Annotated in this window: 22 protein-coding genes, 1 pseudogene and 1 riboswitch; of the genes and pseudogenes, 11 read left to right on the plus strand and 12 right to left on the minus strand. The window is 68.9% G+C overall.

Going from position 1 to position 19,831, the window contains the following annotated elements; translation table 11 throughout:
* Window positions 1-20: 20 nt before the first annotated feature.
* The 5 genes from ACZ5R1_RS02290 to ACZ5R1_RS02310 form a co-directional block, all read right to left on the minus strand.
* A complete protein-coding gene (locus ACZ5R1_RS02290) occupies window positions 21-710 on the minus strand; it encodes an OmpW/AlkL family protein (protein WP_027601114.1) in 690 nt (229 codons plus the stop codon).
* Window positions 711-807: 97 nt separating this feature from the next.
* The gene (locus ACZ5R1_RS02295) at window positions 808-1,302 is read right to left on the minus strand and encodes a DUF3299 domain-containing protein (RefSeq protein ID WP_007161221.1); all 495 of its coding nucleotides are present in this window, start codon (window positions 1,300-1,302) and stop codon (window positions 808-810) included.
* 13 nt (window positions 1,303-1,315) lie between these two features.
* A complete protein-coding gene (locus tag ACZ5R1_RS02300; protein ID WP_027599176.1) occupies window positions 1,316-2,569 on the minus strand; it encodes an ABC transporter permease in 1,254 nt (417 codons plus the stop codon).
* Between the two features lies 1 nt (window position 2,570).
* On the minus strand, window positions 2,571-3,278 hold the full coding sequence (locus ACZ5R1_RS02305) for an ABC transporter ATP-binding protein (protein WP_288405570.1): 708 nt from the start codon (window positions 3,276-3,278) through the stop codon (window positions 2,571-2,573).
* Window positions 3,279-3,285: 7 nt separating this feature from the next.
* Window positions 3,286-3,837: a DUF2796 domain-containing protein gene (locus ACZ5R1_RS02310; RefSeq protein WP_027599174.1), complete on the minus strand. Its 552-nt coding sequence runs from the start codon at window positions 3,835-3,837 to the stop codon at window positions 3,286-3,288.
* 122 nt (window positions 3,838-3,959) lie between these two features.
* On the opposite strand from ACZ5R1_RS02310, the gene ACZ5R1_RS02315 reads away from it, so the two are divergent.
* The gene (locus ACZ5R1_RS02315; protein WP_288405566.1) at window positions 3,960-4,316 is read left to right on the plus strand and encodes a hypothetical protein; all 357 of its coding nucleotides are present in this window, start codon (window positions 3,960-3,962) and stop codon (window positions 4,314-4,316) included.
* A gap of 125 nt (window positions 4,317-4,441) precedes the next feature.
* Here the strand turns inward: ACZ5R1_RS02315 and trxA are convergent, their stop codons facing one another.
* The 3 genes from trxA to ACZ5R1_RS02330 all read right to left on the minus strand — a co-directional run bounded on the left by trxA (window position 4,442) and on the right by ACZ5R1_RS02330 (window position 6,488).
* Window positions 4,442-5,311, minus strand: coding sequence for a thioredoxin (gene trxA / locus ACZ5R1_RS02320; protein ID WP_027601110.1), 870 nt, complete (start codon window positions 5,309-5,311; stop codon window positions 4,442-4,444).
* A gap of 68 nt (window positions 5,312-5,379) precedes the next feature.
* On the minus strand, window positions 5,380-6,027 hold the full coding sequence (locus ACZ5R1_RS02325; RefSeq protein ID WP_042137291.1) for a class I SAM-dependent methyltransferase: 648 nt from the start codon (window positions 6,025-6,027) through the stop codon (window positions 5,380-5,382).
* Window positions 6,024-6,488 (minus strand): YbaY family lipoprotein, encoded by a 465-nt coding sequence (locus ACZ5R1_RS02330; RefSeq protein ID WP_027599172.1) that lies wholly within the window; start codon window positions 6,486-6,488, stop codon window positions 6,024-6,026. The genes ACZ5R1_RS02325 and ACZ5R1_RS02330 overlap by 4 nt, the downstream gene beginning before the upstream one ends.
* A gap of 180 nt (window positions 6,489-6,668) precedes the next feature.
* Here ACZ5R1_RS02330 and nrdR point away from each other — a divergent pair, with 180 nt between their 5' ends.
* From nrdR to ribA, 10 genes are all read left to right on the plus strand, one after another.
* Window positions 6,669-7,139 carry a transcriptional regulator NrdR gene (nrdR, locus tag ACZ5R1_RS02335; protein ID WP_007161213.1) on the plus strand — a complete coding sequence of 157 codons (471 nt, stop codon included), beginning with the start codon at window positions 6,669-6,671 and terminating at the stop codon, window positions 7,137-7,139.
* Entirely contained in the window at window positions 7,136-8,260 is a 1,125-nt protein-coding gene (gene ribD / locus ACZ5R1_RS02340) for a bifunctional diaminohydroxyphosphoribosylaminopyrimidine deaminase/5-amino-6-(5-phosphoribosylamino)uracil reductase RibD (protein WP_464712793.1), read from the plus strand. Before nrdR ends, ribD begins: the two co-directional genes overlap by 4 nt.
* A 56-nt stretch (window positions 8,261-8,316) precedes the next feature.
* Window positions 8,317-8,475, plus strand: a riboswitch (FMN riboswitch).
* A 142-nt stretch (window positions 8,476-8,617) separates the two neighbouring features.
* On the plus strand, window positions 8,618-9,280 hold the full coding sequence (locus tag ACZ5R1_RS02345) for a riboflavin synthase (RefSeq protein WP_007161211.1): 663 nt from the start codon (window positions 8,618-8,620) through the stop codon (window positions 9,278-9,280).
* Window positions 9,281-9,341: 61 nt separating this feature from the next.
* Window positions 9,342-10,379, plus strand: a complete 1,038-nt coding sequence (gene ribBA, locus ACZ5R1_RS02350; protein WP_249784815.1) for a bifunctional 3,4-dihydroxy-2-butanone-4-phosphate synthase/GTP cyclohydrolase II — start codon at window positions 9,342-9,344, stop codon at window positions 10,377-10,379.
* A 109-nt stretch (window positions 10,380-10,488) separates the two neighbouring features.
* On the plus strand, window positions 10,489-10,965 hold the full coding sequence (gene ribH / locus ACZ5R1_RS02355; protein WP_007161209.1) for a 6,7-dimethyl-8-ribityllumazine synthase: 477 nt from the start codon (window positions 10,489-10,491) through the stop codon (window positions 10,963-10,965).
* 8 nt (window positions 10,966-10,973) lie between these two features.
* On the plus strand, window positions 10,974-11,453 hold the full coding sequence (gene nusB / locus ACZ5R1_RS02360; protein ID WP_186353918.1) for a transcription antitermination factor NusB: 480 nt from the start codon (window positions 10,974-10,976) through the stop codon (window positions 11,451-11,453).
* Between the two features lie 12 nt (window positions 11,454-11,465).
* Entirely contained in the window at window positions 11,466-12,422 is a 957-nt protein-coding gene (thiL, locus tag ACZ5R1_RS02365; RefSeq protein WP_464712794.1) for a thiamine-phosphate kinase, read from the plus strand.
* A gap of 21 nt (window positions 12,423-12,443) precedes the next feature.
* On the plus strand, window positions 12,444-12,953 hold the full coding sequence (locus tag ACZ5R1_RS02370; RefSeq protein WP_044341058.1) for a phosphatidylglycerophosphatase A family protein: 510 nt from the start codon (window positions 12,444-12,446) through the stop codon (window positions 12,951-12,953).
* Window positions 12,954-12,980: 27 nt separating this feature from the next.
* Entirely contained in the window at window positions 12,981-13,613 is a 633-nt protein-coding gene (locus ACZ5R1_RS02375) for a retropepsin-like aspartic protease family protein (RefSeq protein ID WP_027599166.1), read from the plus strand.
* A gap of 95 nt (window positions 13,614-13,708) precedes the next feature.
* Window positions 13,709-14,335 (plus strand): GTP cyclohydrolase II, encoded by a 627-nt coding sequence (gene ribA / locus ACZ5R1_RS02380; protein ID WP_464712795.1) that lies wholly within the window; start codon window positions 13,709-13,711, stop codon window positions 14,333-14,335.
* Here the strand turns inward: ribA and ACZ5R1_RS02385 are convergent.
* From ACZ5R1_RS02385 to ACZ5R1_RS02400, 4 genes and pseudogenes are all read right to left on the minus strand, one after another.
* Window positions 14,336-14,848: pseudogene (locus ACZ5R1_RS02385) on the minus strand (methyl-accepting chemotaxis protein); the annotation flags it as partial.
* A gap of 1,764 nt (window positions 14,849-16,612) precedes the next feature.
* Window positions 16,613-18,562, minus strand: a complete 1,950-nt coding sequence (gene dxs / locus ACZ5R1_RS02390) for a 1-deoxy-D-xylulose-5-phosphate synthase (RefSeq protein ID WP_027599164.1) — start codon at window positions 18,560-18,562, stop codon at window positions 16,613-16,615.
* A 150-nt stretch (window positions 18,563-18,712) separates the two neighbouring features.
* Window positions 18,713-19,591, minus strand: coding sequence for a polyprenyl synthetase family protein (locus ACZ5R1_RS02395; RefSeq protein WP_074585219.1), 879 nt, complete (start codon window positions 19,589-19,591; stop codon window positions 18,713-18,715).
* Entirely contained in the window at window positions 19,588-19,830 is a 243-nt protein-coding gene (locus tag ACZ5R1_RS02400) for an exodeoxyribonuclease VII small subunit (protein WP_007161201.1), read from the minus strand. The genes ACZ5R1_RS02395 and ACZ5R1_RS02400 overlap by 4 nt, the downstream gene beginning before the upstream one ends.
* Window position 19,831 lies beyond the last annotated feature (1 nt).

The raw sequence follows: 19,831 nt of genomic DNA on the forward strand, positions 1-19,831 counted from the left end.
GGCGAGTGGCTTGCGCTGGCCTAGAAGCGATAGCCCAGGCCGACCATGTAGACCCAGGGATCCACGTCCAGATCGACCTTGGCGCGGGCGCCGAGGGCGGTGTTGTCGACATGGGCGGTGGTGGCGATGTCGATATAGCGGATCTGGGCGTTGAGCATCACCCGGTCGGTGAGCATGAGATCGGCGCCGACCTGGGCGGACCAGCCCCAGGAGTTGTCGGCGCGGAAGTTGTCGAAGCCGGCCGCGCTGGCGCCGCTGCCGACGTGCTCGTCGTAGATCCAGGTGTAGTTGAGGCCGGCGCCGACATAGGGCTGGAACGTCGCCTTAGCGTCCAGCGGGTAGTAGACCAGGCTCAGGGTCGGCGGCAGGTGCTTGAGGCTGCCGAGCTTGCCGTTGGCGGCGTCCAGCCCGGTGCCCTTGATATTGACCTGGTGCTCGAAGGGCGTGGCCGCCAGCAATTCGAGGCCCAGGTGGTCGGTGAGCATGTAGGCGACGTTCAGCCCCAGCTGGGTGTCGCTGTCCATGGTCGCCTTGCCGCCCAGATTGGCGCCGCTCAGGGCGCCTCTGTCGATCTTGACGTCGGAGCTGCGCTCGTGGGGATCCACGGTGATGGCGCCGGCGCGCAGGATGATGTCGCCGGCCTGGTGGGCCTGGGCGAAGGGCGCGGCCAGGGCAAGGGCGAGCAGGCTGAGACGGAAGAGGGGACGCATGGCGAGGGCTCCGAAGGCATTGAAAAAGGGCTGGGAGCAGCCTAGCGAAGCTGAAACGGCGGACTCTTGATCTCGCTCAAGGGTGGGGCGGATCGCCTTAGGAACCGTCGCCCTTGAGAATGTAGGGCTGGATGCGTTGGGCCTGCAGCCAATAGCCGGCGACGGCCACCTCGCTGCGCTGGCTGCCCACGCCCAGGCGGCCTTCCACCCAGTAGGGCAGGTGCAGTTTGGACAGCCAGAGGTCGTGGCTGCCTTTCACGTAGACGATCTGGTTGCCCGGCGGCGGCGGTACGTGGATGCAGGCGCCGTAATAGGGGACCAGCAGGAATTCGGTGACCTCGCCCTCGTCGGTGACCATCAGCGGCACCACGTAACCGGGCAGGCGCACCTCCTGGCCATCCAGGGCGGCCACCGTGGGGGCGTCCGGCCAGGGCTGGCTGGCGGCCGGGCCGTCTTCGCCGAGGCCGTGGTCGACGCTGCCGGGATTGAAGCGCGGCGCATCGGCCGGCACCAGTTCGCGCCAGGCGAGTTGGCGGGGTTCGGCCTGGGCCCAGGGCAGCCAGCAGAGCAACAGCAGGAGCGCCAGGCGCATGGTGGGGCCTCGTCTAGAGTCGCACGGACAACCCGTCCGTGAGGGCCTGGCGACAGCCGCGCCAGGCCGGGATGCAGCCGAGCACCAGGGCCGCGAGCAGGATGCCGCCGAGCAGTTGCCCATCGTAGAGCGAGGGCCAGTCCAGCGGCAATGCCAGGCCGTATTCCGCCAGCAGCCAGGGCCGGCCCAGGGCGATGGCGCCATAGAGCAGCGCCAGCCCGGCGAGACAGCCGGCCAGGGTGAGGGTCAGGGCCTCTGCCAGCAACAGGCCGAACAGGTGGCGCGGCTGGGCGCCCACCGAGCGCAGGATGGCCATTTCCCGGCGTCTTTCGTTGAGGCTGGCGAGCAGGGCGGTGAGCATGCCCACCAGCCCGGTGAGCACCACGCACAGCGACATCACCAGCAGCGCCTGTTCCGCCGTGCCGAGCAGGCCCCAGAGCTCCTGCAGGGCCACGCCGGGCAGGATGGCCAGCAGCGGCTCGCCACGGTACTCGTTGACCGCGCGCTGTACGGCAAAGGTGGCCACCCGACTCTTGAGGCCGACCAGGGCGGCGGTCAGGTCCTGGGGCGTGAGATCGCGCCGGCGCACCTCGGCGTCGCTCAGCGAAGGCCCGGGCAGGCCGCCGCGCCAGTCCAGGTGCAGGGCGGTCATGCCGCTCAGCGGGATGTGCAGGGTGCGATCGACCGGGGTGCCGGTGGGGGCGAGGATGCCGACCACGGTGAAGGGGTGGTCGCTGTGCTCGGTCAGACTGATGGTGGCGACGCCATGGGCCAGCACCACCTTGTCGCCCAGCCGATAGTGCAGCGCCTTGGCTACCTCTGCGCCCAGCACCACCTCGAAGACGTCGGCGAAGGGCCGGCCCTGGGCCAGCCGCAGCGGCTGGTTGCGCCCGTAGTGGTAGTGGGTGAAGTAGTTGCCGTCGGTACCCAGCACTCGGTAGCCGCGGTGGGAATCGCCCAGGGACAGCGGGATGGTCCAGGCGACGCGGGGATCGGCGGCGAGCTTCTCGTAGCTCTCCCAGCGGATGTTGTTGGTGGCGTTGCCGATGCGGAACACCGAGTAGAGCAGCAGGTTGACCGCGCCGGAACGCGCGCCCACCACCAGGTCGGTACCGGCGATGGTGCTGGCGAAACTGGCCTTGGCCTCGGTGCGCAGGCGTTCGACACCCAGCAGCAGGGCCACCGAGACGGCGATGGTGAAGACGGTGAGCAGGGCGGTGGCGCGGCGATTGCGCAGGCTGGCCCAGGCCAGTTGCAGGAGCGGCATCCTAGGTCTCCGGCCGGGCGGCGTTGAGCTGGGCCAGGGTTAGGTGGCGGTCGAAGCGACTGGCCAGACTGCGGTCGTGGCTGACGAACAGCAGGCCGGCACCGGCGGCGGCGCACTCGGCGAACAGCAGTTGCAGGAAGGCATCGCGGCGGTCGCTGTCCAGCGCCGAGGTGGGTTCGTCAGCGATCACCAGTTCCGGCTGGCCGATCAGGGCGCGGGCGGCGGCGACGCGCTGCTGCTGGCCGATGGAGAGTTCGCGGGCCGGACGGCGGGGCAGCGCGGGATCGCTCAGCCCCAGGGCGCGGAGCAGGGTCAGGGCCGCGCCCTGGGGATCGCCATGCCGCGCCGAAGCACGCTCGCGGCGCAGCGCCGAGAACTGGCAGGGCAACAGGACGTTGTCCAAGACCGAGAGAAAGGGCAGCAGATTGAATTGCTGGAAGAGAAAGCCGGTGTGGTCGACGCGAAAACGGTCGCGCCGGGCGGTGGCGAGGGCGCCCAGGTCCTGACCGAGCAGGCGCACCTGGCCGCGACTGGGACGCTGCACGCCGCCGAGCAGGCCGAGCAGGGTGGTCTTGCCGCTGCCGGAAGGGCCTTCAAGAAACAGCGCCTCGCCGGGCGCCAGCTGGAAGTGCCGGATGTGCAGGCATTCCGCCTGGCCGGGCCAGGCGAAGCCGAGGTCCTGGATCTCGACCAGGGGGGCAGAGGTCACGACCGTCCTACCACTTGAGCTGCGGTTGCCGGGCGGTCAGTTCGGCGCCCTGCTGGCCGCTGGCGACGATGGCCTGGACCTCGACGCTGTGACTGTTGGGGAAACGGGCGAACCAGCCGGAGAGATCCAGGCTGGCGAGCGCGCCCGGCTTGCTGCAGTTGAAGCTCATGCTGGCCTCCACGTCGAGATGGCCGCTGGCGCTGGAATCCTTGGCAAACAGCGGGCTGATGGCGCTGGCTTCGGTCAGGCGGCAATCGGCGGCGGCGGGCAGCTTCACCAGGGCCTGGGGATTTTCCAGACTCTGGCGCAGGGCGGCGACGGCGTCTTCTTCCTGTCGATTGCGCGGGGCATGCTCGAAGCCCAGCAGATCAGCCGCCGGACTGCGCCACTGGAGTTCCAGGCCGCTGTCGGTCTGGGCCACGTCGAGGTGGGATTCGCCGTGCACATGGGCGCCCAGGGCGCCGTGCTCGTGTTCGTCATGGTCGTCATCGGTACCATGAGCAAAGGCCGGTTGGGCGAGCACGGCGGCAAGACAGAGGGTCAGCAGGGGCAGGCGCATGGTGGACTTCCAAAGGGTGGAGAGGCGCTATGTTATGTTGTTGCATTTATGCGCTGCAACCTCGGTTTGGCGTGGGCCGATGGCTGTGGGAGCATGGGCCTCTGCACGACGAGGAGAACACCATGGTACGCATTCGCGGAACCATCGGCAGCCAGCCCGTGGATCTCACGGTGGAACTGGAGGAGGCCGACTGGCAACGCCTGGCCGCCGCCCTGCGGCCGACCGAGGCGTCCCTGCCTGCCGCGGCCGTGAGCGCCGCACCCAGCGGACCCAAGTCGGGTGGCGACATGCTCTGGGATCAGGTGGTGAAGCTGCTCAGCTCCGCCGGGCGGCTCAGCGGGCCGGACATCCTCGTGGCGCTGGAAAAGCTCACCGGCAATCTGGGCGTGGCCAAGCAGCTGCTGGTGCGGCTGAGGCACAGTCCCCAGGTGCGCATGGAGCGGGTGGGGGAGGCGCAGTTCTATATCTGGCAGGGGTGAGGCTGGAGCGGGGGAGTGGAAAACGCTGCGCGGTTTTCCACGCTACCGAATGTCCACTGCGCTGGGAGGGCGCCCGCAGTGGATAAGGCTGCGTCCGAGGCGACGCAGCCATGGTTGACCGGCGCTTAGTACAGCGCCTGGTACAGGCGGCGGCGATAGGTGGCGACCAGCGGATGGTCGTTGCCCAGCAGATCGAAGACCTGCACCAGGGTCTTGCGTGGCAGGTCGTCGCCGTAGCCGCGATTGCGGCGGAACAGATCCAGCAGGCCATCCAGTGCCGGTTCGTATTGCTGGCGGGCCAGTTGCTGCACGGCCAGTTGGTAGGCGGCCTCGTCGTCGCCGGCATCGCGAGCCAGGCGGCTCTTGAGGTCGGCGACCTCGGGCAGGCTGGCGGCCTGGCGCAGGAAGGTCAGCTGGGCACGGGCACCAGCCAGGGCCTGCTTGTGTTCGTCACCCTTGACCGCGTCCAGCACGGCCTGGGCATCGTCCAGTTCATTGCGCTCGGCCAGGCAGCGGGCATAGAGGATCAGCGCCAGGGCGTCGCTGTTGTCTTCTTCCAGCACGGCCTTGAGCAGCGCCTCGGCTTCGGCGAAACGACCCTCGGCGAACAAGGCCTGGGCCGCGTCCAGCGGATCTTCCTCGGCCGGCGGCAGGGCCTGGACATGGGGTTCGAGCAGGGCGCGGATGGCCGATTCCGGCTGGGCGCCGGCGAAGCCGTCGACCGGCTGGCCATCCTTGAACAGCACCACGGTGGGCAGGCTGCGGATGCCGAATCTCATCACCAGTTCCTGCTCGATGTCGCAGTTGACCTTGGCCAGGTGCAGGGCGCCGCCATAGGACTCGGTGATCTTGGCCAGCAGCGGCATCAGCACCTTGCAGGGCGCGCACCACTCGGCCCAGAAGTCCACCAGCACCGGGGTGCTGAAGGAGGCATCGATGACCTGTTGCTGGAAGGTGTCGAGGGTGGCGTCGAAAATGTAGGGGACCTGGCTCATGGCGGACTCGGCAGACGAAAGTTGCACTATAGGTGGGGGCGCCGGGCTTGGAAACAAGGCGGGCCGGCTCAGCCCCGATAGAGCGCCACGCGGCGGAATTCGTCCGGCTCGGCCAGATCCGGCAGGGTGCAGGCCTGGAGCATGGCGACGCGGGTGAAGCCGGGGTGGGCGAGGTCGCGTACCCGCGAATCGGCCAGCAGGATCCGCTCGGCGCGCGCCTGCAGGAGGTCCAGCAAGGGCAGATTGGCACGGTCGTAGAGGACGTCGGCGGCCAGGATGAGATCGAAGCGCTCGGTGCTGGCAGAGAAATCGTCCAGCGTCTCGATCTGCACGGCGTTGGCCTGGGCATTGGCGCGACAGGCCGCCAGGGCCAGGGGATCGAGGTCGCAGCAGACCACCCGCGCCGCGCCGGCCCGGGCGGCGGCGAGTCCGGCGATGCCCGAGCCGCTGCCGAAATCCAGGACCTGGCGCCCGGCAACGTGCTCGGGATGGGCGACGATCCAGCGTGCCAGGGCCAGGCCACTGGCCCAGCAGAAGGCCCAGTAGGGTGGTGCCTCCAACAGGCGCTGGGTTTCCGCGGGGGAAAAGGCCCGCGCCATGTTGGCCGGATCGATCAACCACAGCGACAGGTCGCTGTCGGGCAACGCCTGCAGACAGAGACGGGCGTCGCCGAGCAGAGCCGTCAGGGCGGCGACGAGGTCGGCCGGGGGCGTCACGGGGTCTGGTTCAGCACCAGTTCGCCGAGATTCTGCGTGGTCGGTCCGCCGACATTCACCGGCGGCAGATAGCTGGCCAGCTGACCGGCCTGGATCAGGCGCGCGTGGAATTCCACCTTGAGATCCGGGCGGGTGGGAAAGATCTCGGGATTGAAGGGCAGGCGGAAGGCCAGGGGCGCGCCCTTGCCGGTCACCGTCTCGCTGGCCAGCAGGCGCTGCGGCAGGCCCTTGGCATTGACCGCCAGCAGGGCGATCTCCACCTGGGCGCCGGCCGGGACCAGGCCCTGGGCATTGCGCAGCACCCCGGAGATCTCGCGCAGATTGGCCGGGGTGGGAGCGCCGGCCACCGGGACCGGCTCGTCGGCCGGGGTGGTGGGCTGCGGCGGCGTGGTTTCGGGTGGGCTGGAGCAGGCCACGAGCAGACCGGTGAGCAGCAGGGGCAGGAGGACGCGTGGGGTCATGGCGGGATCCGGAGGTCGCCGCCGGCGAGGGCGGCACGGGAGGCTGGAGAGGGGTCGTCGAACACAGTGCGCTCTTATAGCCCGGCGGCTCCTGGCTGTCGATTCGTCTGGTACCCGGAGGTTCCCGCCAGGGGGTGATCGGGTACCATGAGGGCTTTCCCTTCCGGCGGTTGACTCCCCATGCATTGTCCCTTCTGCGGCGCCCACGACACCAAGGTCACGGATTCCCGGCTGGTTGCGGCCGGCGAGCAGGTGCGCCGGCGGCGTGAGTGCCTGGCCTGCCAGGAACGCTTCACCACCTTCGAGACCGCCGAGCTGGTGCTGCCACGGCTGATCAAGCAGGACGGCACCCGCCAGCCCTTCGACGAGGACAAGTTGCGCGCCGGCATGCAGCGCGCCCTGGAGAAGCGCCCGGTCAGCGTCGAGCGCTTGGAAGAGGCCATCGCCCTGATCAAGCACCGGCTGCGCGCCACCGGCGAGCGGGAGATCCGTTCGCGGGTGGTGGGTGAACTGGTGATGGACGAACTGCGCAAGCTGGATCAGGTGGCCTACATCCGCTTCGCCTCGGTCTATCGGCAATTCCAGGACCTGGCCGAGTTCCGCGACGAAATCGAGCGGCTGGCCCAGGACCCGGGCAAGCAACCGGTATGAGCGACACGGACGCGGTGAACGACGAATTCTGGATGGCCCGCGCCCTGGCGCTGGCCGCCTGCGGCCGCTACAGCACGGCGCCCAATCCGCGGGTGGGCTGCGTGATCGTCCGTGACGGCCAGGTGGTGGGCGAGGGCTGGCATCGCCAGGCCGGCGGTCCCCATGCCGAGGTGCATGCGCTGCGCCAGGCAGGCGAGGCCGCGCGTGGCGCCACCGCCTATGTGACCCTGGAACCCTGCAGCCACCATGGCCGCACCCCGCCTTGCGCGGATGCCCTGGTGGCCGCCGGGGTGGCCGAGGTGGTGGCGGCCATGACCGATCCCAATCCGCTGGTGGCCGGTCGCGGCCTGGCGCGCCTCGCCGCCGCCGGCATCGCTACCCGCGCCGGGGTGCTGGAAGCCGAGGCGCGGGCGCTCAATGCCGGTTTCATCCAGCGCATGCTGACCGGGCGGCCCTTCGTGCGGGTCAAGCTGGCACTGAGCCTGGATGGCCGCACCGCCATGGCCAACGGCGAAAGCCAGTGGATCACCGGGCCGGCGGCGCGCCAGAGCGTGCAGCGACTGCGTGCTGAGGCGGGGGTGGTGATCACCGGCGCCGACACCGTGCTGGCCGATGGCGCGCGCCTGACCGTGCGCCCGAGCGAATTGGGCCTGAGTGGCCCAGAACTGGAGCTGGCCACCCTGCGCACGCCGCAGCGGCTGCTGGTGGACGGTCGTGGCCGGGTACCGCTGGACGCCCCCTTTTTCCAGGCCGGCACGGCGCGGGTCGTCGGTATGGCCGGCGAGGCGCCGGCCTATGCGGCGGCCGGGCACGACTACCTGGCGCTGCCCGGCGCCCAGGGCCAGGTCGATCTGGCGGCGCTGCTGACCCGCCTGGGCCGCGAGCAGGTCAACGATGTGCTGGTGGAAGCCGGACCGCGTCTGGCCGGTGCCTTCGCCCAGGCCGGACTGGTCGATGAATATCACCTGTTCCTGGCGCCCAAGTTCCTCGGTTCCAGCGCCCGGCCGTTGCTGGAATGGCCGCTGGAGCACCTGGCCCAGGCGCCGCAGCTGGAAATCCTCAGTGCCACGCCGGTGGGCGCGGACCTGCACCTGATCGCCCGACCGGCCCGGGACACCTGACGCCCCTGGCCCCGCGGCGGCGAACTGTGTTACAAAACCTGCGCTGCCTGCGGGCGGCGAGTTCTCAGGGCGGGGTGCAATTCCCCACCGGCGGTAACGCCCGATCAGTCGGGACGAGCCCGCGAGCGCTCTCTCGTCCTCTGCGGCGGGGGAGGTCAGCAGACCCGGTTGGATTCCGGGGCCGACGGTCATAGTCCGGATGAGAGAGAACGGGATAGCCTCGCCTGGCAGGGGTGCGAGCCCCTCGTCCGTCTGATTTCCCTTCTGTCCGTGCGCCCTGTTTTTTCACCGAAACAGGAGTTCGTCGATGTCTAGCTGCACCGCCTTTCCGGCTCTACCTCTCGGAGGCCTGAGCTGATGTTTACCGGAATCATCGAAGCCCTCGGCGAGATCCGCGCCCTCACGCCCAAGGGCGGCGACGTGCGCCTCTATGTCGCCACCGGCAAGCTCGACCTTGCCGACGTCAAGCTCGGCGACAGCATCGCCGTCAATGGCGTCTGCCTCACCGCCGTGGAATTGCCCGGCGACGGCTTCTGGGCCGACGTCAGTCGCGAGACCCTGAGCCTCACCAGCCTGGGCGGTCTCAAGCCCGGCAGCCGGGTCAACCTGGAAAAGGCGCTGATGCCCACCAGTCGCCTTGGCGGCCACCTGGTCAGCGGCCACGTGGACGGACTCGGCGAAGTGGTCTCCCGCGCCGATAACGCCCGCGCCGTGCAGTTCCGCCTGCGCGCCCCGGCCGAGCTGGCCCGCTACATCGCGCTCAAGGGCTCGATCACCGTGGACGGCGTCAGCCTCACGGTGAACGCCGTGGACGGCGCCGAATTCGAGCTGACCATCGTCCCCCATACCCTCGGCGAGACCATCATGGCCGACTACCGGCCCGGACGCCGGGTGAACCTGGAGGTGGACCTGCTGGCCCGCTACCTGGAGCGCCTGCTGCTGGGCGACAAGGCCGCCGAGTCCAGCAAGGGCGGCGTCACCGAACACTTTCTCGCCGAACACGGCTATCTGCAGCGCTAAGGACGACACCGTGGCACTTTCCAGCATCGAAGACATCATCCAGGACATCCGCGCGGGCAAGATGGTCATCCTCATGGACGACGAGGACCGCGAGAACGAAGGCGACATCATCATCGCCTCCGAATGCGTCACCGCCGAACACATCAACTTCATGGCCCGCCATGCCCGCGGCCTGATCTGCATGCCCATGAGCAAGGGCCTCTGCGAACGCCTCAACCTGCCGATGATGGCCAGCCGCAACGCCTCTGGCTTCGGCACCAAGTTCACCGTGTCCATCGAGGCCGCCGAAGGCATCAGCACCGGCATCTCCGCCGCCGACCGCGCGCGCACCGTGCAGGCCGCCATCGCCAAGGACGCCAAGGCCGGCGATGTGGTCAGCCCCGGCCACATGTTTCCGCTGATGGCCCAGCCCGGCGGCGTGCTGGCGCGTGCCGGCCACACCGAAGCCGCCTGCGACCTGGCGCGCATGGCCGGTTTCGCCGAGAGCGGGGTGATCTGCGAGGTGATGAACGACGACGGCACCATGGCCCGGCGCGACGAACTCGAAGCCTTCGCCGAGCAGCACGGCCTCAAGGTCGGCACCATCGCCGATCTGATCCACTACCGTCTGCTCCACGAGCACACCGTCAAGCGTATCGACGAGCAGCAGCTGGAGACCGAACTCGGTCCGTTCAAGCTGGTGACCTACCGCGACGAGGTGGAGGGCGACGTCCACCTGGCGCTGATCCGTGGCGACCTGGCCGGCCAGGAGCTGCCGCTGGTGCGGGTGCACAACATGGATCCGCTGCGCGACCTCCTGCAGGTGCACCAGCCAGGTCGCTGGAGTCTGCGCAGTGCCATGGAGCGCGTGGCCCGCGAAGGCACCGGCGTGGTGCTGCTGCTCGGTCACTCGATCGAGGGCGACGACCTGCTGGCGCACCTGCGCGAGCCGCTGCCGGTGCCCAAGGCGCTGTCCACCTACAGCACCGTCGGGGCCGGTTCGCAGATCCTCCGCGACCTGGGCATTCGTCAGATGCGTCTGCTCAGCTCGCCGATGAAGTTCAATGCCATATCCGGCTTCGACCTGGAAGTAGTAGACTATCTGCCTCCTGAAGAATGACCCTTCCGCCTGGCGCGCCCCGCCCGGGTGGCATGGCGCGCTTCACCTGGATTTCCACGGACGGCCTGGCACTGCCGGCCGTCCGGCTCTTTGACAACTGGACCCGCACATGAACATCAAGACCTTTGAAGGCACCTTCATCGCTCCTCAGGGCCGTTTCGCCCTGGTGGTCGGTCGCTTCAACAGCTTCGTCGTCGAAAGCCTGCTGCAGGGCGCCATCGACGCCCTGGTGCGTCACGGCATCAAGCCGGACGACCTGACCATCATCCGCGTCCCCGGCGCCTTCGAGATCCCGCTGGCGGTGCAGAAGATCGCCCAGCGCGACGAATTCGACGCCATCATCGCCCTCGGCGCGGTGATCCGTGGCGGCACCCCCCACTTCGAATACGTGGCCGGCGAGTGCACCAAGGGTCTGGCCCAGGTCTCCATGGAATTCGGCGTGCCGGTGTCCTTTGGCGTCCTGACCGTCGATTCCATCGAGCAGGCCATCGAGCGCTCCGGCACCAAGGCCGGTAACAAGGGCGCCGAAGCCGCCCTGTCCGCTCTGGAAATGGTCAGCCTGCTGGCGCAGCTGGAGGCCAAGTGAGCGGCGATCTGACTCCGCCCGCGGCCGGCAGGCCCGCGGGCAAGAAGGCCCCCACCGGCAAACTGGCTGCCCGCCGCGAAGCGCGCAGCCTGTCGGTCCAGGCCCTGTACCAGTGGCACATGGCGGGCCAGGCGATCAACGAGATCGAGGCGCAGTTTCGCGTCGACAACGATTTCGCCAAGGTCGACGGCGCCTATTTCCATGAAATCCTCCACGGCGTCCCGGCCAACAAGGGCGAGATCGACGGTCTGATCCTGCCCTGCCTGGACCGTGCCATGGACGAGGTCGACCCGGTCGAGCTGGCCGTGCTGCGACTGTCCTGCTACGAACTGCTCAAGCGCATCGACGTGCCCTATCGCGTGGTGATCAACGAGGGCATCGAGCTGGCCAAGATCTTCGGCGCCACCGACGGCCACAAGTTCGTCAACGGCGTGCTGGACAAGCTGGCGCCCAAGCTGCGCAGCGCCGAGTTGCGCGGCAAGCGCTGATCGCCCGCGGGCATGGGTGAATTCGAACTCATCCGTCGCTATTTCGCCGCGGCGCCTTGCGCCCGTGGCGGACCCGGCGTTGCACTGGGCATCGGTGACGACTGCGCGCTGCTGGCACCCGCCCCGGGTGAACAGCTGGCGGTCTCCACCGATACCCTGACCGCCGGGGTGCATTTCCCCGATCCCTGCCCGGATGCCCATGGCCTCGGCCAGCGCGCCCTGGCGGTGAGCGCCAGCGACCTCGCCGCCATGGGCGCCACGCCGCTGGGCTTCACCCTGGCGCTGACCCTGCCGAGCATCGAGCCCGCCTGGCTGGAAGGCCTGGCGGCAGGCCTTGCGCAGATGGCCGAGCAGTGCGAGCTGCGCCTGGTCGGTGGTGACACCACCCGCGGTCCGCTGTCCCTCACCCTCACGGTCTTCGGTCAGGTACCGGCCGGTCAGGCGCTCTTGCGCAGCGGCGCCCGCCCGGGTGATCTGCTGTGCCTGGGCGGTGCGCCGGGCGAGGCCGGCGGGGCCTTGCCCTTCGTCCTCGGTCAGCGTGCCGCGGAGGGTGCCGCCAGTTGGCACCTGCTGGCACGCTACTGGGCACCCCAGCCGCAATTCGACCTCGGCCTCTGGCTGCGGGGTCGGGCGACGGCGGCCCAGGACGTCTCCGATGGCCTGGTGGCCGATTGCGGCCATATCGCCGCGGCCTCCGGCGTCCGCCTGGTCGTGGAGACGGCGCGGCTGCCGGTGAGTCCGGCGCTGGCCGAACTCTTTCCCGCCGACGAGGTGCTGCGCCTGGCCCTCGGCGCAGGCGACGACTATCTGCTGGTCTTCACCCTGCCGCCGGGCCAGGCGCCGGCCCTGGCCGCCGCCTGGCCCCAGGCGCAGGTGATCGGGCGAGTCGAGGCGGGCAGTGGCGTTGTCGTCCTCGCTGCCGACGGTCAGCCCATGATCCCGGCGCAGGCCGGCTTCCAACATTTCTAGCGCCCCGCGCGGAGTCCTCTCTTGAGTGAACAGCAAGCCCCCGCCCAGCCGGTCCCTCCGTCGGTCTGGCGCGATCCCTGGCACTTCCTGGCCTTCGGCCTGGGTTCCGGCACCCTGCCCAAGGCGCCCGGGACCTGGGGTTCGCTGATCGCCTTGCCCTTCCTGCCGCTCTGGCAGCTGCTCGGCGGCTGGAGCTATCCGCTGCTGCTGGTGCTGCTGACCGTCTTCGGCTGCTGGTTGTGCGGCAAGGTCGCCCGCGAGCTGGGCGTGCACGATCACGAGGGCATCGTCTGGGACGAGATGGTCGGCATCTGGATCACCTTCTGGCTGGCGCCGCCGGGCCTGATCTGGCTGCTGGTGGGTTTCGTCGCCTTCCGCGTGCTGGACATCTGCAAGCCCTGGCCAATCCGCTGGCTGGATGTCAATGTCCGCGGCGGCGTCGGCATCATGGTCGACGATGTACTGGCCGGCATCCTCGCCTGGCTGGTGGTTCAGGGATTACACATCGGTTGGGGTCATCTCGTCGGCTGACGAGACGCAGGCCCAAGGAGCAGGGCAGTGAAAAGACTGGGCGCGTACGGCCTCCTGTTGGCCGTCGGTTCGCTCGCCTGGGCGCAACCCCAGGTCAGGGTCGTGGGGTTGTTCAACGGCGCGGCGGTGGTCAACGTCAATGGCCAGCGCAAGTTGCTGCGGGTCGGCCAGCGCCTGGACGACGTCGAGGTGGTCAGCGCGGATCCCCAGCAGGCGGTGCTGCGCATCGACGGCCGGACCCAGGCCTTTACCCTCGACCGCGAATACAGCGATGGCTACAGCGCCCCGCAGCGCCGCGAATTCAGCGTGCCGCGCAGCAACAACGGCCATTACCAGGTCACCGCCAACGTCAATGGCCGTCCGGTGTCGCTGCTGGTGGACACCGGCGCCACCAGCGTCGCCCTGAGTGGCGCCCAGGCCGATCAGCTGGGCATCAGCTATCGCGACGGCACCCCGGGCTGGGTGGAGACCGCCAGCGGCCATGCCCGCGCCTGGCGCACCACGCTCAAGCAGGTGCGCCTGGGCGATGTCGAGGTGGTCGGGGTGGACGCCATGGTCCTGGAAGGCAACTATCCCAGCCAGGGCCTGCTGGGCATGAGTTTCCTCAACCGCGTGGGCTGGCGCGAGGCCCAGGGCATCTTCTACGTCCAGGCACGCTGATAGATCATCGGGTATCGACGTCATAACCCCTGGCGATGACGCCGGAGCCGGGGAAAAGGTTACAATGTACGTCTTTCCCCGCCAGGAGCCCGCAGGTGTCCGTCGTCTTTGTCGCCGCCTCCCAACTGCCCACCCCCTTTGGCCTGTTCACCATGCACGGTTTCCTCGACGAAACCGATGGCAAGGAACACGTCGCCCTGACCTTCGGTGACGTGGCCGATGGCGAGCCGGTCCTGGGACGGCTGCATTCCGAGTGCCTGACCGGCGATGCGCTGTTCAGCCTGAGATGCGACTGCGGTTTCCAGCTGGAAGCGGCGCTGCGCGCCATCGCCGAGGCCGGGCGTGGCGTGCTGCTCTATCTGCGCCAGGAAGGACGCGGCATCGGTCTGCTCAACAAGATCCGCGCCTACGAGCTGCAGGATGCCGGTGCTGATACCGTGGAAGCCAACGAGCGCCTGGGCTTCGGTGCCGACCAGCGCACCTACGCCCTATGCAAGCCGATGCTCGACCACCTCGGCATCATCTCGCTGCGGCTGATGACCAACAATCCGCGCAAGGTGAAGGCGCTCGAGGTCCTGGGCATCCCGGTCGCCGAGCGGGTGCCGCTGCAGGAAGGCCTCAATCCGCACAACCGCCGCTATCTGCTGACCAAGGCCGGCAAGCTCGGCCACATGCTCGGCAATCTGCATCAGAACGAAGAGACCGCCGATCCGGCCTCCTGATCAGCCGGCTGCGCGCGCCGGTTCCAGGCGCTGCGCGGCTTCCTGCAATTCCAGTACCTGTTGATCCACGTTGCGACTGGCGCCCAGGGTGGTCTGGGCCAGCTCGGCGCTGCGCCGTGCCTGGTCCTGGGCCGCCTGGCTGCGTAGCTGCAGCTGGTTGCCGCTGGTATCCAGGGCCTCCAGGGTGTGGCCGATGTGGGTCAGGTGCTCCTGCAGCGCGCCGACATCGCGATCGATGGCGCCCAAGGCCTCCTGGGCCTGGTCCGAACGACTGCGCGAGGTCTGGGCGTCCGCCTTGCAGCGCTGCATGGCGGCCACCGCCTGTTCCGACAGCAGGCGGATCTGGTCGAGGATGCTGGCGATCTCGCGGGTGGAATCCGCCGAATGATTGGCCAGGCGCCGTACCTCGTCGGCGACCACGGCGAAGCCGCGTCCCTGATCGCCGGCGCGGGCCGCTTCTATGGCGGCGTTGAGCGCCAGCAGGTTGGTCTGTTCGGCGATGCCGCGGATGGTGTCGGTAACATGGCGCACCGCGTGAGTCTGCTCGTTGAGCGCGCTGATGGTGCCGGCCGAGGTGCCGATGGTGCCATCGAGGATTTCCAGATCGCGGGCCACCTGGCCGACCAGCAGATTGCCGTGGTCGCTGCCGTTGCGTGCCCGGGTCGAGAGGCCACTGCTGTCGCGCACATGGGCGGCCATCTCCTGGCTGCCCTGCAGCATCGTCTGCATGGCCTGGGTGTTGGCCTCGGCCGCCTGCCATTGCTGTTCGGCTTCCTGGCTGGCGTGCTGGGCCCCGCGCTGCAGACTGGCGGCATCGGCGCTGAGGGCGCGGGTGACCTGCTTGACGGTCTGCAGCGAGGTGTCGAGGCGATCGACGAAGCTGTTGATCCAGACCGCCAGCTCGCCGGTCTCGTCGGCGCGAAAGCCCTGGCGATCCAGGCGCTGGTCGAGACTAGCGCCGCATTCGGCGATGTCGAGGAAGAAGTCGCCCAGGCGTTGCAGACGGCGGGTACAGGGCCTGACCACCAAGCCGGCGTACAGGACCAGCGCCAGGGCGGCGCTGCCCAGGGCGAAGGCCCCTTGCCAGGCCGGTTGCCAGAGACTCAGGGCGGCTTGCAGGCCCCAGGCGCCCGCGCCCAGCAGCAGGGCGCCGAGCAGCAGGTGCTGGGTCAGGCTGCCGCCACGATAGGCTTCTTCCAGATCCGCTTCGCAGAGCAGGCCCCAGGTATCCGGCGAACCGGGCAATTGCAGGGTAAGGCCGGCGCCGATCACCGGGACGTGGCGGTAATCGGAATAGCCTGGATAGGCGACGAACAGATTGCGCCCCTTGCGAATGGTCTCGCGCACCCCAGGGTGCAATTCCTTGGTCGCCGGGGCGGTGAATTTCAGCTCGAACTCGGTGTGCTCGCGGATCCGTACCGTCCCGAAGGGGGTGGCGACCCCTTGCTTGAGGTTATCGCCGGCGGTGAAGGTGGCGTCTTCGAAGCGCGAGCGCGACAGCGCGGTGCCGGGCGCTATGCTGGGGTCGGCGACCGCCTTGACCATGAACAGGTAGTTGTCGCCGGAATCCGGAAAGACATGCCCAGCCTCGCGCTGAATGAGATCGCTGAGAACATCGTTGGGCAGGCGCAGACAGAGACAGCCCAGCGGCTTGCCGGCTTGGCGCAGCGGCTGGTGGAACAGCAGGGTGACGGCATCGTGGAAGGCCGAGGTGGTCGGGCCCAGGGCAAGGGTGACCGGATCGCGATAGGGGCCTTGCAGAAAGGGCGCCTGCAGACCGCGGGCGAGGGCCGCGGCGTCGTGCCGCTGCCCCTGGCGCTGACGTGCGGTGGAGGCGAGGACCAGGCCCTGGGTATCCACCACGAAGAGTTCGGAGGCCGCGCTCAGGTGCAGCAGGGCGTCGTCCAGGATTTGGGGATCCAGCGCGGGCCAGCCGGTCTCCACCGCCGCGGCGATCCGTTCCAGTTGCTGCCAGTGTCTCTGGGTCCAGGTCAGCAGCAGATCACGACGGGTGCCGGCCAGGCCGGCAAAGGTCTTTTCCAGGCGTGCCTGTCGACCTCCGTTGCGCAGGCAGGCCCAGCCACGGGCAATCTTTCCATTGCGCCCCAGCCAGGGCAGCCAGCGGCGCTCGGGGCCGCTCAGATCCATGTCACTCATAACACCCATCCTTGTCGCCACGCTGATTGCAGTCAGCAGCCAGCATGGTGGGGGCTCCAGCCGCGCACTAGAGCGGCTGGACGAGGTGTCGGTGCCTTCAGATCAGCGGTGCGCGGCCCTTTAGGCGGAGGCACCGCGGGCCAGGCGTGGCGAGGTATCGGCCTGGGCGGCTTCCAGCAGTGCCAGGCGCTCGCGTACCGCGCGCTCGATCCCCGCGACGTCCAAACCGCACTCGGCCAGCATGTCGGCCGGCTTGGCGTGTTCGATGTAGCTGTCCGGCAGACCCAGATTCAGCACCGGCTGGACCAGGGCATTGGCCTGCAGGAATTCGTTGACCGCACTGCCGGCACCGCCCATGACGCTGTTTTCCTCGACGGTGACCAACAGGTCGTGGTCGGCGGCGAACTGGCGGATCAGGGCTTCGTCCAGCGGCTTGACGAATCTCATGTCGGCCACGCTGGCGTCCAGGCGCTCAGCGACCTGCAGGGCCTCGGCCAGTTGCACGCCAAACACCAGGAAGCCGACGGTGGGGCCGTTTTTCAGGCTGCTCTGGCGACGCACCACGCCCTTGCCGATGGGCAGGGGTTCCAGGCCCGGATCCAGGGCGGCGTTGGGACCGCTGCCACGCGGGTAGCGCACCGCAGCGGGACCCTGATGGCGATAGCCGGTGGTGAGCAGTCGCCGTAGCTCGTTCTCGTCACTGGGCGCCATGATGACCATGCCGGGGATGCAGCGCAGGTAGGACAGGTCGAAGCTGCCGGCATGGGTCGGGCCGTCTTCGCCCACCAGGCCGGCGCGGTCGATGGCGAAGAGCACGTCCAGATGCTGCACCGCCACGTCGTGGATCAGCTGATCGTAGCCACGCTGCAGGAAGGTGGAGTAGATGGCCACCACCGGCTTCATGCCGTCGCAGGCGAGGCCCGCGGCCAGGGTCACCGCGTGCTGCTCGGCGATGGCCACGTCGAAGTAGCGCTCGGGATAGCGTTCGGCGAAGCGGATCAGGTCGGAGCCTTCCTTCATCGCCGGGGTGATGCCCACCAGCTTGGCATCGGCGGCGGCCATGTCGCACAGCCAGTCGCCAAAGATGTTGGAGTACTTGGGCGCGCCCGGGCGCTTGGGCTTGGCGTCCAGCGGCTCCAGCTTGGTGATGGCGTGGTAGCCGATGGGGTCTGCCTCGGCGATGGACAGGCCCTTGCCCTTGCGGGTGATGACATGGAGGAACTGCGGGCCCTTGGCGTCGCGCAGATTGCGCAGGGTGGTGACCAGGGTCGGCAGGTCATGACCGTCGATGGGGCCGATGTAGTTCCAGCCCAGTTCCTCGAACAGGGTGCCGGGTACCAGCATGCCCTTGGCGGCTTCTTCGGTGCGGCGGGCGATTTCCCAGGCACCGGGCAGCTTGGAGAGGGCCTTCTTGCCGTTCTCGCGCAGGTGCTGGTAGGTGCGGCTGGAGAGCAGTCGCGCCAGGTAGTTGGACAGGCCACCGACGTTGCGCGAGATGGACATGTCGTTGTCGTTGAGCACCACCAGCATGTTGGCGCCGGTGTCCGAGGCGTGGTTGAGGGCCTCGAAGGCCATGCCAGCGGTCAGGGCGCCGTCGCCGATCACCGCCACCGACTTGCGCTCGATGCCTTGCAGCTGGGCGGCGATGGCCATGCCCAGGGCGGCGCCGATGGAGGTGCTGGAGTGACCGACGCCAAAGGTGTCGTACTCGCTCTCGCTGCGGCGCGGGAAGGCGGCCAGGCCGTCCTTCTGGCGCAGGCTGGCCATGCCTTCGCGGCGACCGGTGAGGATCTTGTGCGGATAGGCCTGGTGGCCGACGTCCCACACCAGCCGGTCTTCCGGGGTGTTGAAGACGTAGTGCAGGGCCACGGTCAGTTCGATGACGCCGAGGCCGGCGCCGAAGTGACCGCCGGTCTGGCCCACGGTCCACAGGAGAAAGGCGCGCAGTTCGTCGGCGACGGCTTCCAGCTCGGCATCACCGAGCTGGCGCAGCTGGACCGGCGAGTCGATGCGGTCGAGCAGGGGCGTCGCGGGACGCTGGCGGGGAATCTCGTGAAACGTCTTGGGCATCTGGCTGATCACTTTGCGCAGAGAATTAGGCAGTTTACCCGATGCCCGCGTGGCATCCCAACAGCGGACAGGGCGTCTTGTTATGCCCCTGTGACAACGGACCCGGGGGCAAATGCGGCCCGGGTCACGAGTTTTTCCGCGGGCGAGCGCTCAGTTGCGCCGCTCGACGATGTAGCGGGCCAGGGCGCGCAGGGGTTCGGCGGGCTCGCCCAGGGGCTCGATGGCCGCCAGGGCAGTGTCGCGCAGCTCCAGGGCATAGGCCTTGGCCACGTCCAGGCCGAGCAGTGCCGGGTAGGTCGGTTTGTCGCGGGCGAGGTCGGCGCCCTGGCGTTTGCCCAGGGTCTGCGTATCGCTCTCGATGTCGAGCACATCGTCCCAGACCTGGAAGGCCAGGCCGATGGCCTCGGCATAGCGGGCCAGGGCCTCACGCTCGGCGGCACCGGCGGCTTCGCTGGCCAGGGCGCCGAGTTGCACGCTGGCGGCGATCAGGGCGCCGGTCTTGTGCAGGTGCATGGTTTCCAGCGCCGGCTGGTCGATACGGCGGCCGACCGACTCCAGGTCGATGGCCTGGCCGCCGACCATGCCGGCCGGGCCGCTGGCGCGCGCCAGCACCGCGACCATCTCCAGCCGCACCGCGGCGTCCTGGGGCGCCGCCAGCAGGGTCTCGAAGGCCAGGGTCTGCAGGCCGTCGCCGGCAAGGATGGCGCAGGCTTCGTCATAGGCCTTGTGGGTGGTGGGCCGGCCGCGGCGCAGGTCGTCGTCGTCCATGGCCGGCAGGTCGTCGTGGACCAGGGAATAGGCGTGGATCAGCTCCACCGCGCAGGCGGCCTGGTCGGCGCGTGCCGAATCGCCGCCCAGGGCTTCGCAGGCGGCATAGACCAGGAGCGGCCGCACCCGCTTGCCGCCGCCCATGACGCTGTAGGCCATGGCCGCATAGAGCCGGGCGAGTTCGGCGCGCGGGGCGGTGAAGAGCGGGGCGAGGGCTGTGTCGACGCGGGTCTGGCAGCGTTGCTGGTAGGCCTCGATCATGCGTCGTCCCCGACCGGGGCGAAGGGCGCGGCGCTGAGTTCGCCGTCCTTTTCCAGCAGGATCTGCACCTTCTGCTCGGCCTGGGCCAGGGCGCCCTGGCATTCGCGGGTCAGGCGGATGCCCTGTTCGAAGGCGCCGAGGGAGTCCTCCAGGGACAGCTCGCCACTTTCCAGGCGTTCCACCAGGGTCTGCAATTCGGCCAGGGATTGTTCGAAGTCGGGAGCTTTCTTGCGGGCCATC

The organism is Pseudomonas sp. Pso3 (assembly GCF_055393275.1).

Coding starts and splice junctions, on each gene's coding strand:
- ACZ5R1_RS02290 (WP_027601114.1), bottom strand. CDS start 710: ATGCGTCCCCTCTTCCGTCTCAGCCTGCTCGCCCTTGCCCTGGCCGCG.
- ACZ5R1_RS02295 (WP_007161221.1), bottom strand. CDS start 1,302: ATGCGCCTGGCGCTCCTGCTGTTGCTCTGCTGGCTGCCCTGGGCCCAG.
- ribH (WP_007161209.1), top strand. CDS start 10,489: ATGAACATCAAGACCTTTGAAGGCACCTTCATCGCTCCTCAGGGCCGT.
- ACZ5R1_RS02395 (WP_074585219.1), bottom strand. CDS start 19,591: ATGATCGAGGCCTACCAGCAACGCTGCCAGACCCGCGTCGACACAGCC.
- trxA (WP_027601110.1), bottom strand. CDS start 5,311: ATGAGCCAGGTCCCCTACATTTTCGACGCCACCCTCGACACCTTCCAG.
- ACZ5R1_RS02300 (WP_027599176.1), bottom strand. CDS start 2,569: ATGCCGCTCCTGCAACTGGCCTGGGCCAGCCTGCGCAATCGCCGCGCC.
- ACZ5R1_RS02310 (WP_027599174.1), bottom strand. CDS start 3,837: ATGCGCCTGCCCCTGCTGACCCTCTGTCTTGCCGCCGTGCTCGCCCAA.
- ACZ5R1_RS02400 (WP_007161201.1), bottom strand. CDS start 19,830: ATGGCCCGCAAGAAAGCTCCCGACTTCGAACAATCCCTGGCCGAATTG.
- ACZ5R1_RS02345 (WP_007161211.1), top strand. CDS start 8,618: ATGTTTACCGGAATCATCGAAGCCCTCGGCGAGATCCGCGCCCTCACG.
- dxs (WP_027599164.1), bottom strand. CDS start 18,562: ATGCCCAAGACGTTTCACGAGATTCCCCGCCAGCGTCCCGCGACGCCC.
- ribD (WP_464712793.1), top strand. CDS start 7,136: ATGAGCGACACGGACGCGGTGAACGACGAATTCTGGATGGCCCGCGCC.
- ACZ5R1_RS02315 (WP_288405566.1), top strand. CDS start 3,960: ATGGTACGCATTCGCGGAACCATCGGCAGCCAGCCCGTGGATCTCACG.
- nrdR (WP_007161213.1), top strand. CDS start 6,669: ATGCATTGTCCCTTCTGCGGCGCCCACGACACCAAGGTCACGGATTCC.
- ACZ5R1_RS02330 (WP_027599172.1), bottom strand. CDS start 6,488: ATGACCCCACGCGTCCTCCTGCCCCTGCTGCTCACCGGTCTGCTCGTG.
- thiL (WP_464712794.1), top strand. CDS start 11,466: ATGGGTGAATTCGAACTCATCCGTCGCTATTTCGCCGCGGCGCCTTGC.
- ribBA (WP_249784815.1), top strand. CDS start 9,342: ATGGTCATCCTCATGGACGACGAGGACCGCGAGAACGAAGGCGACATC.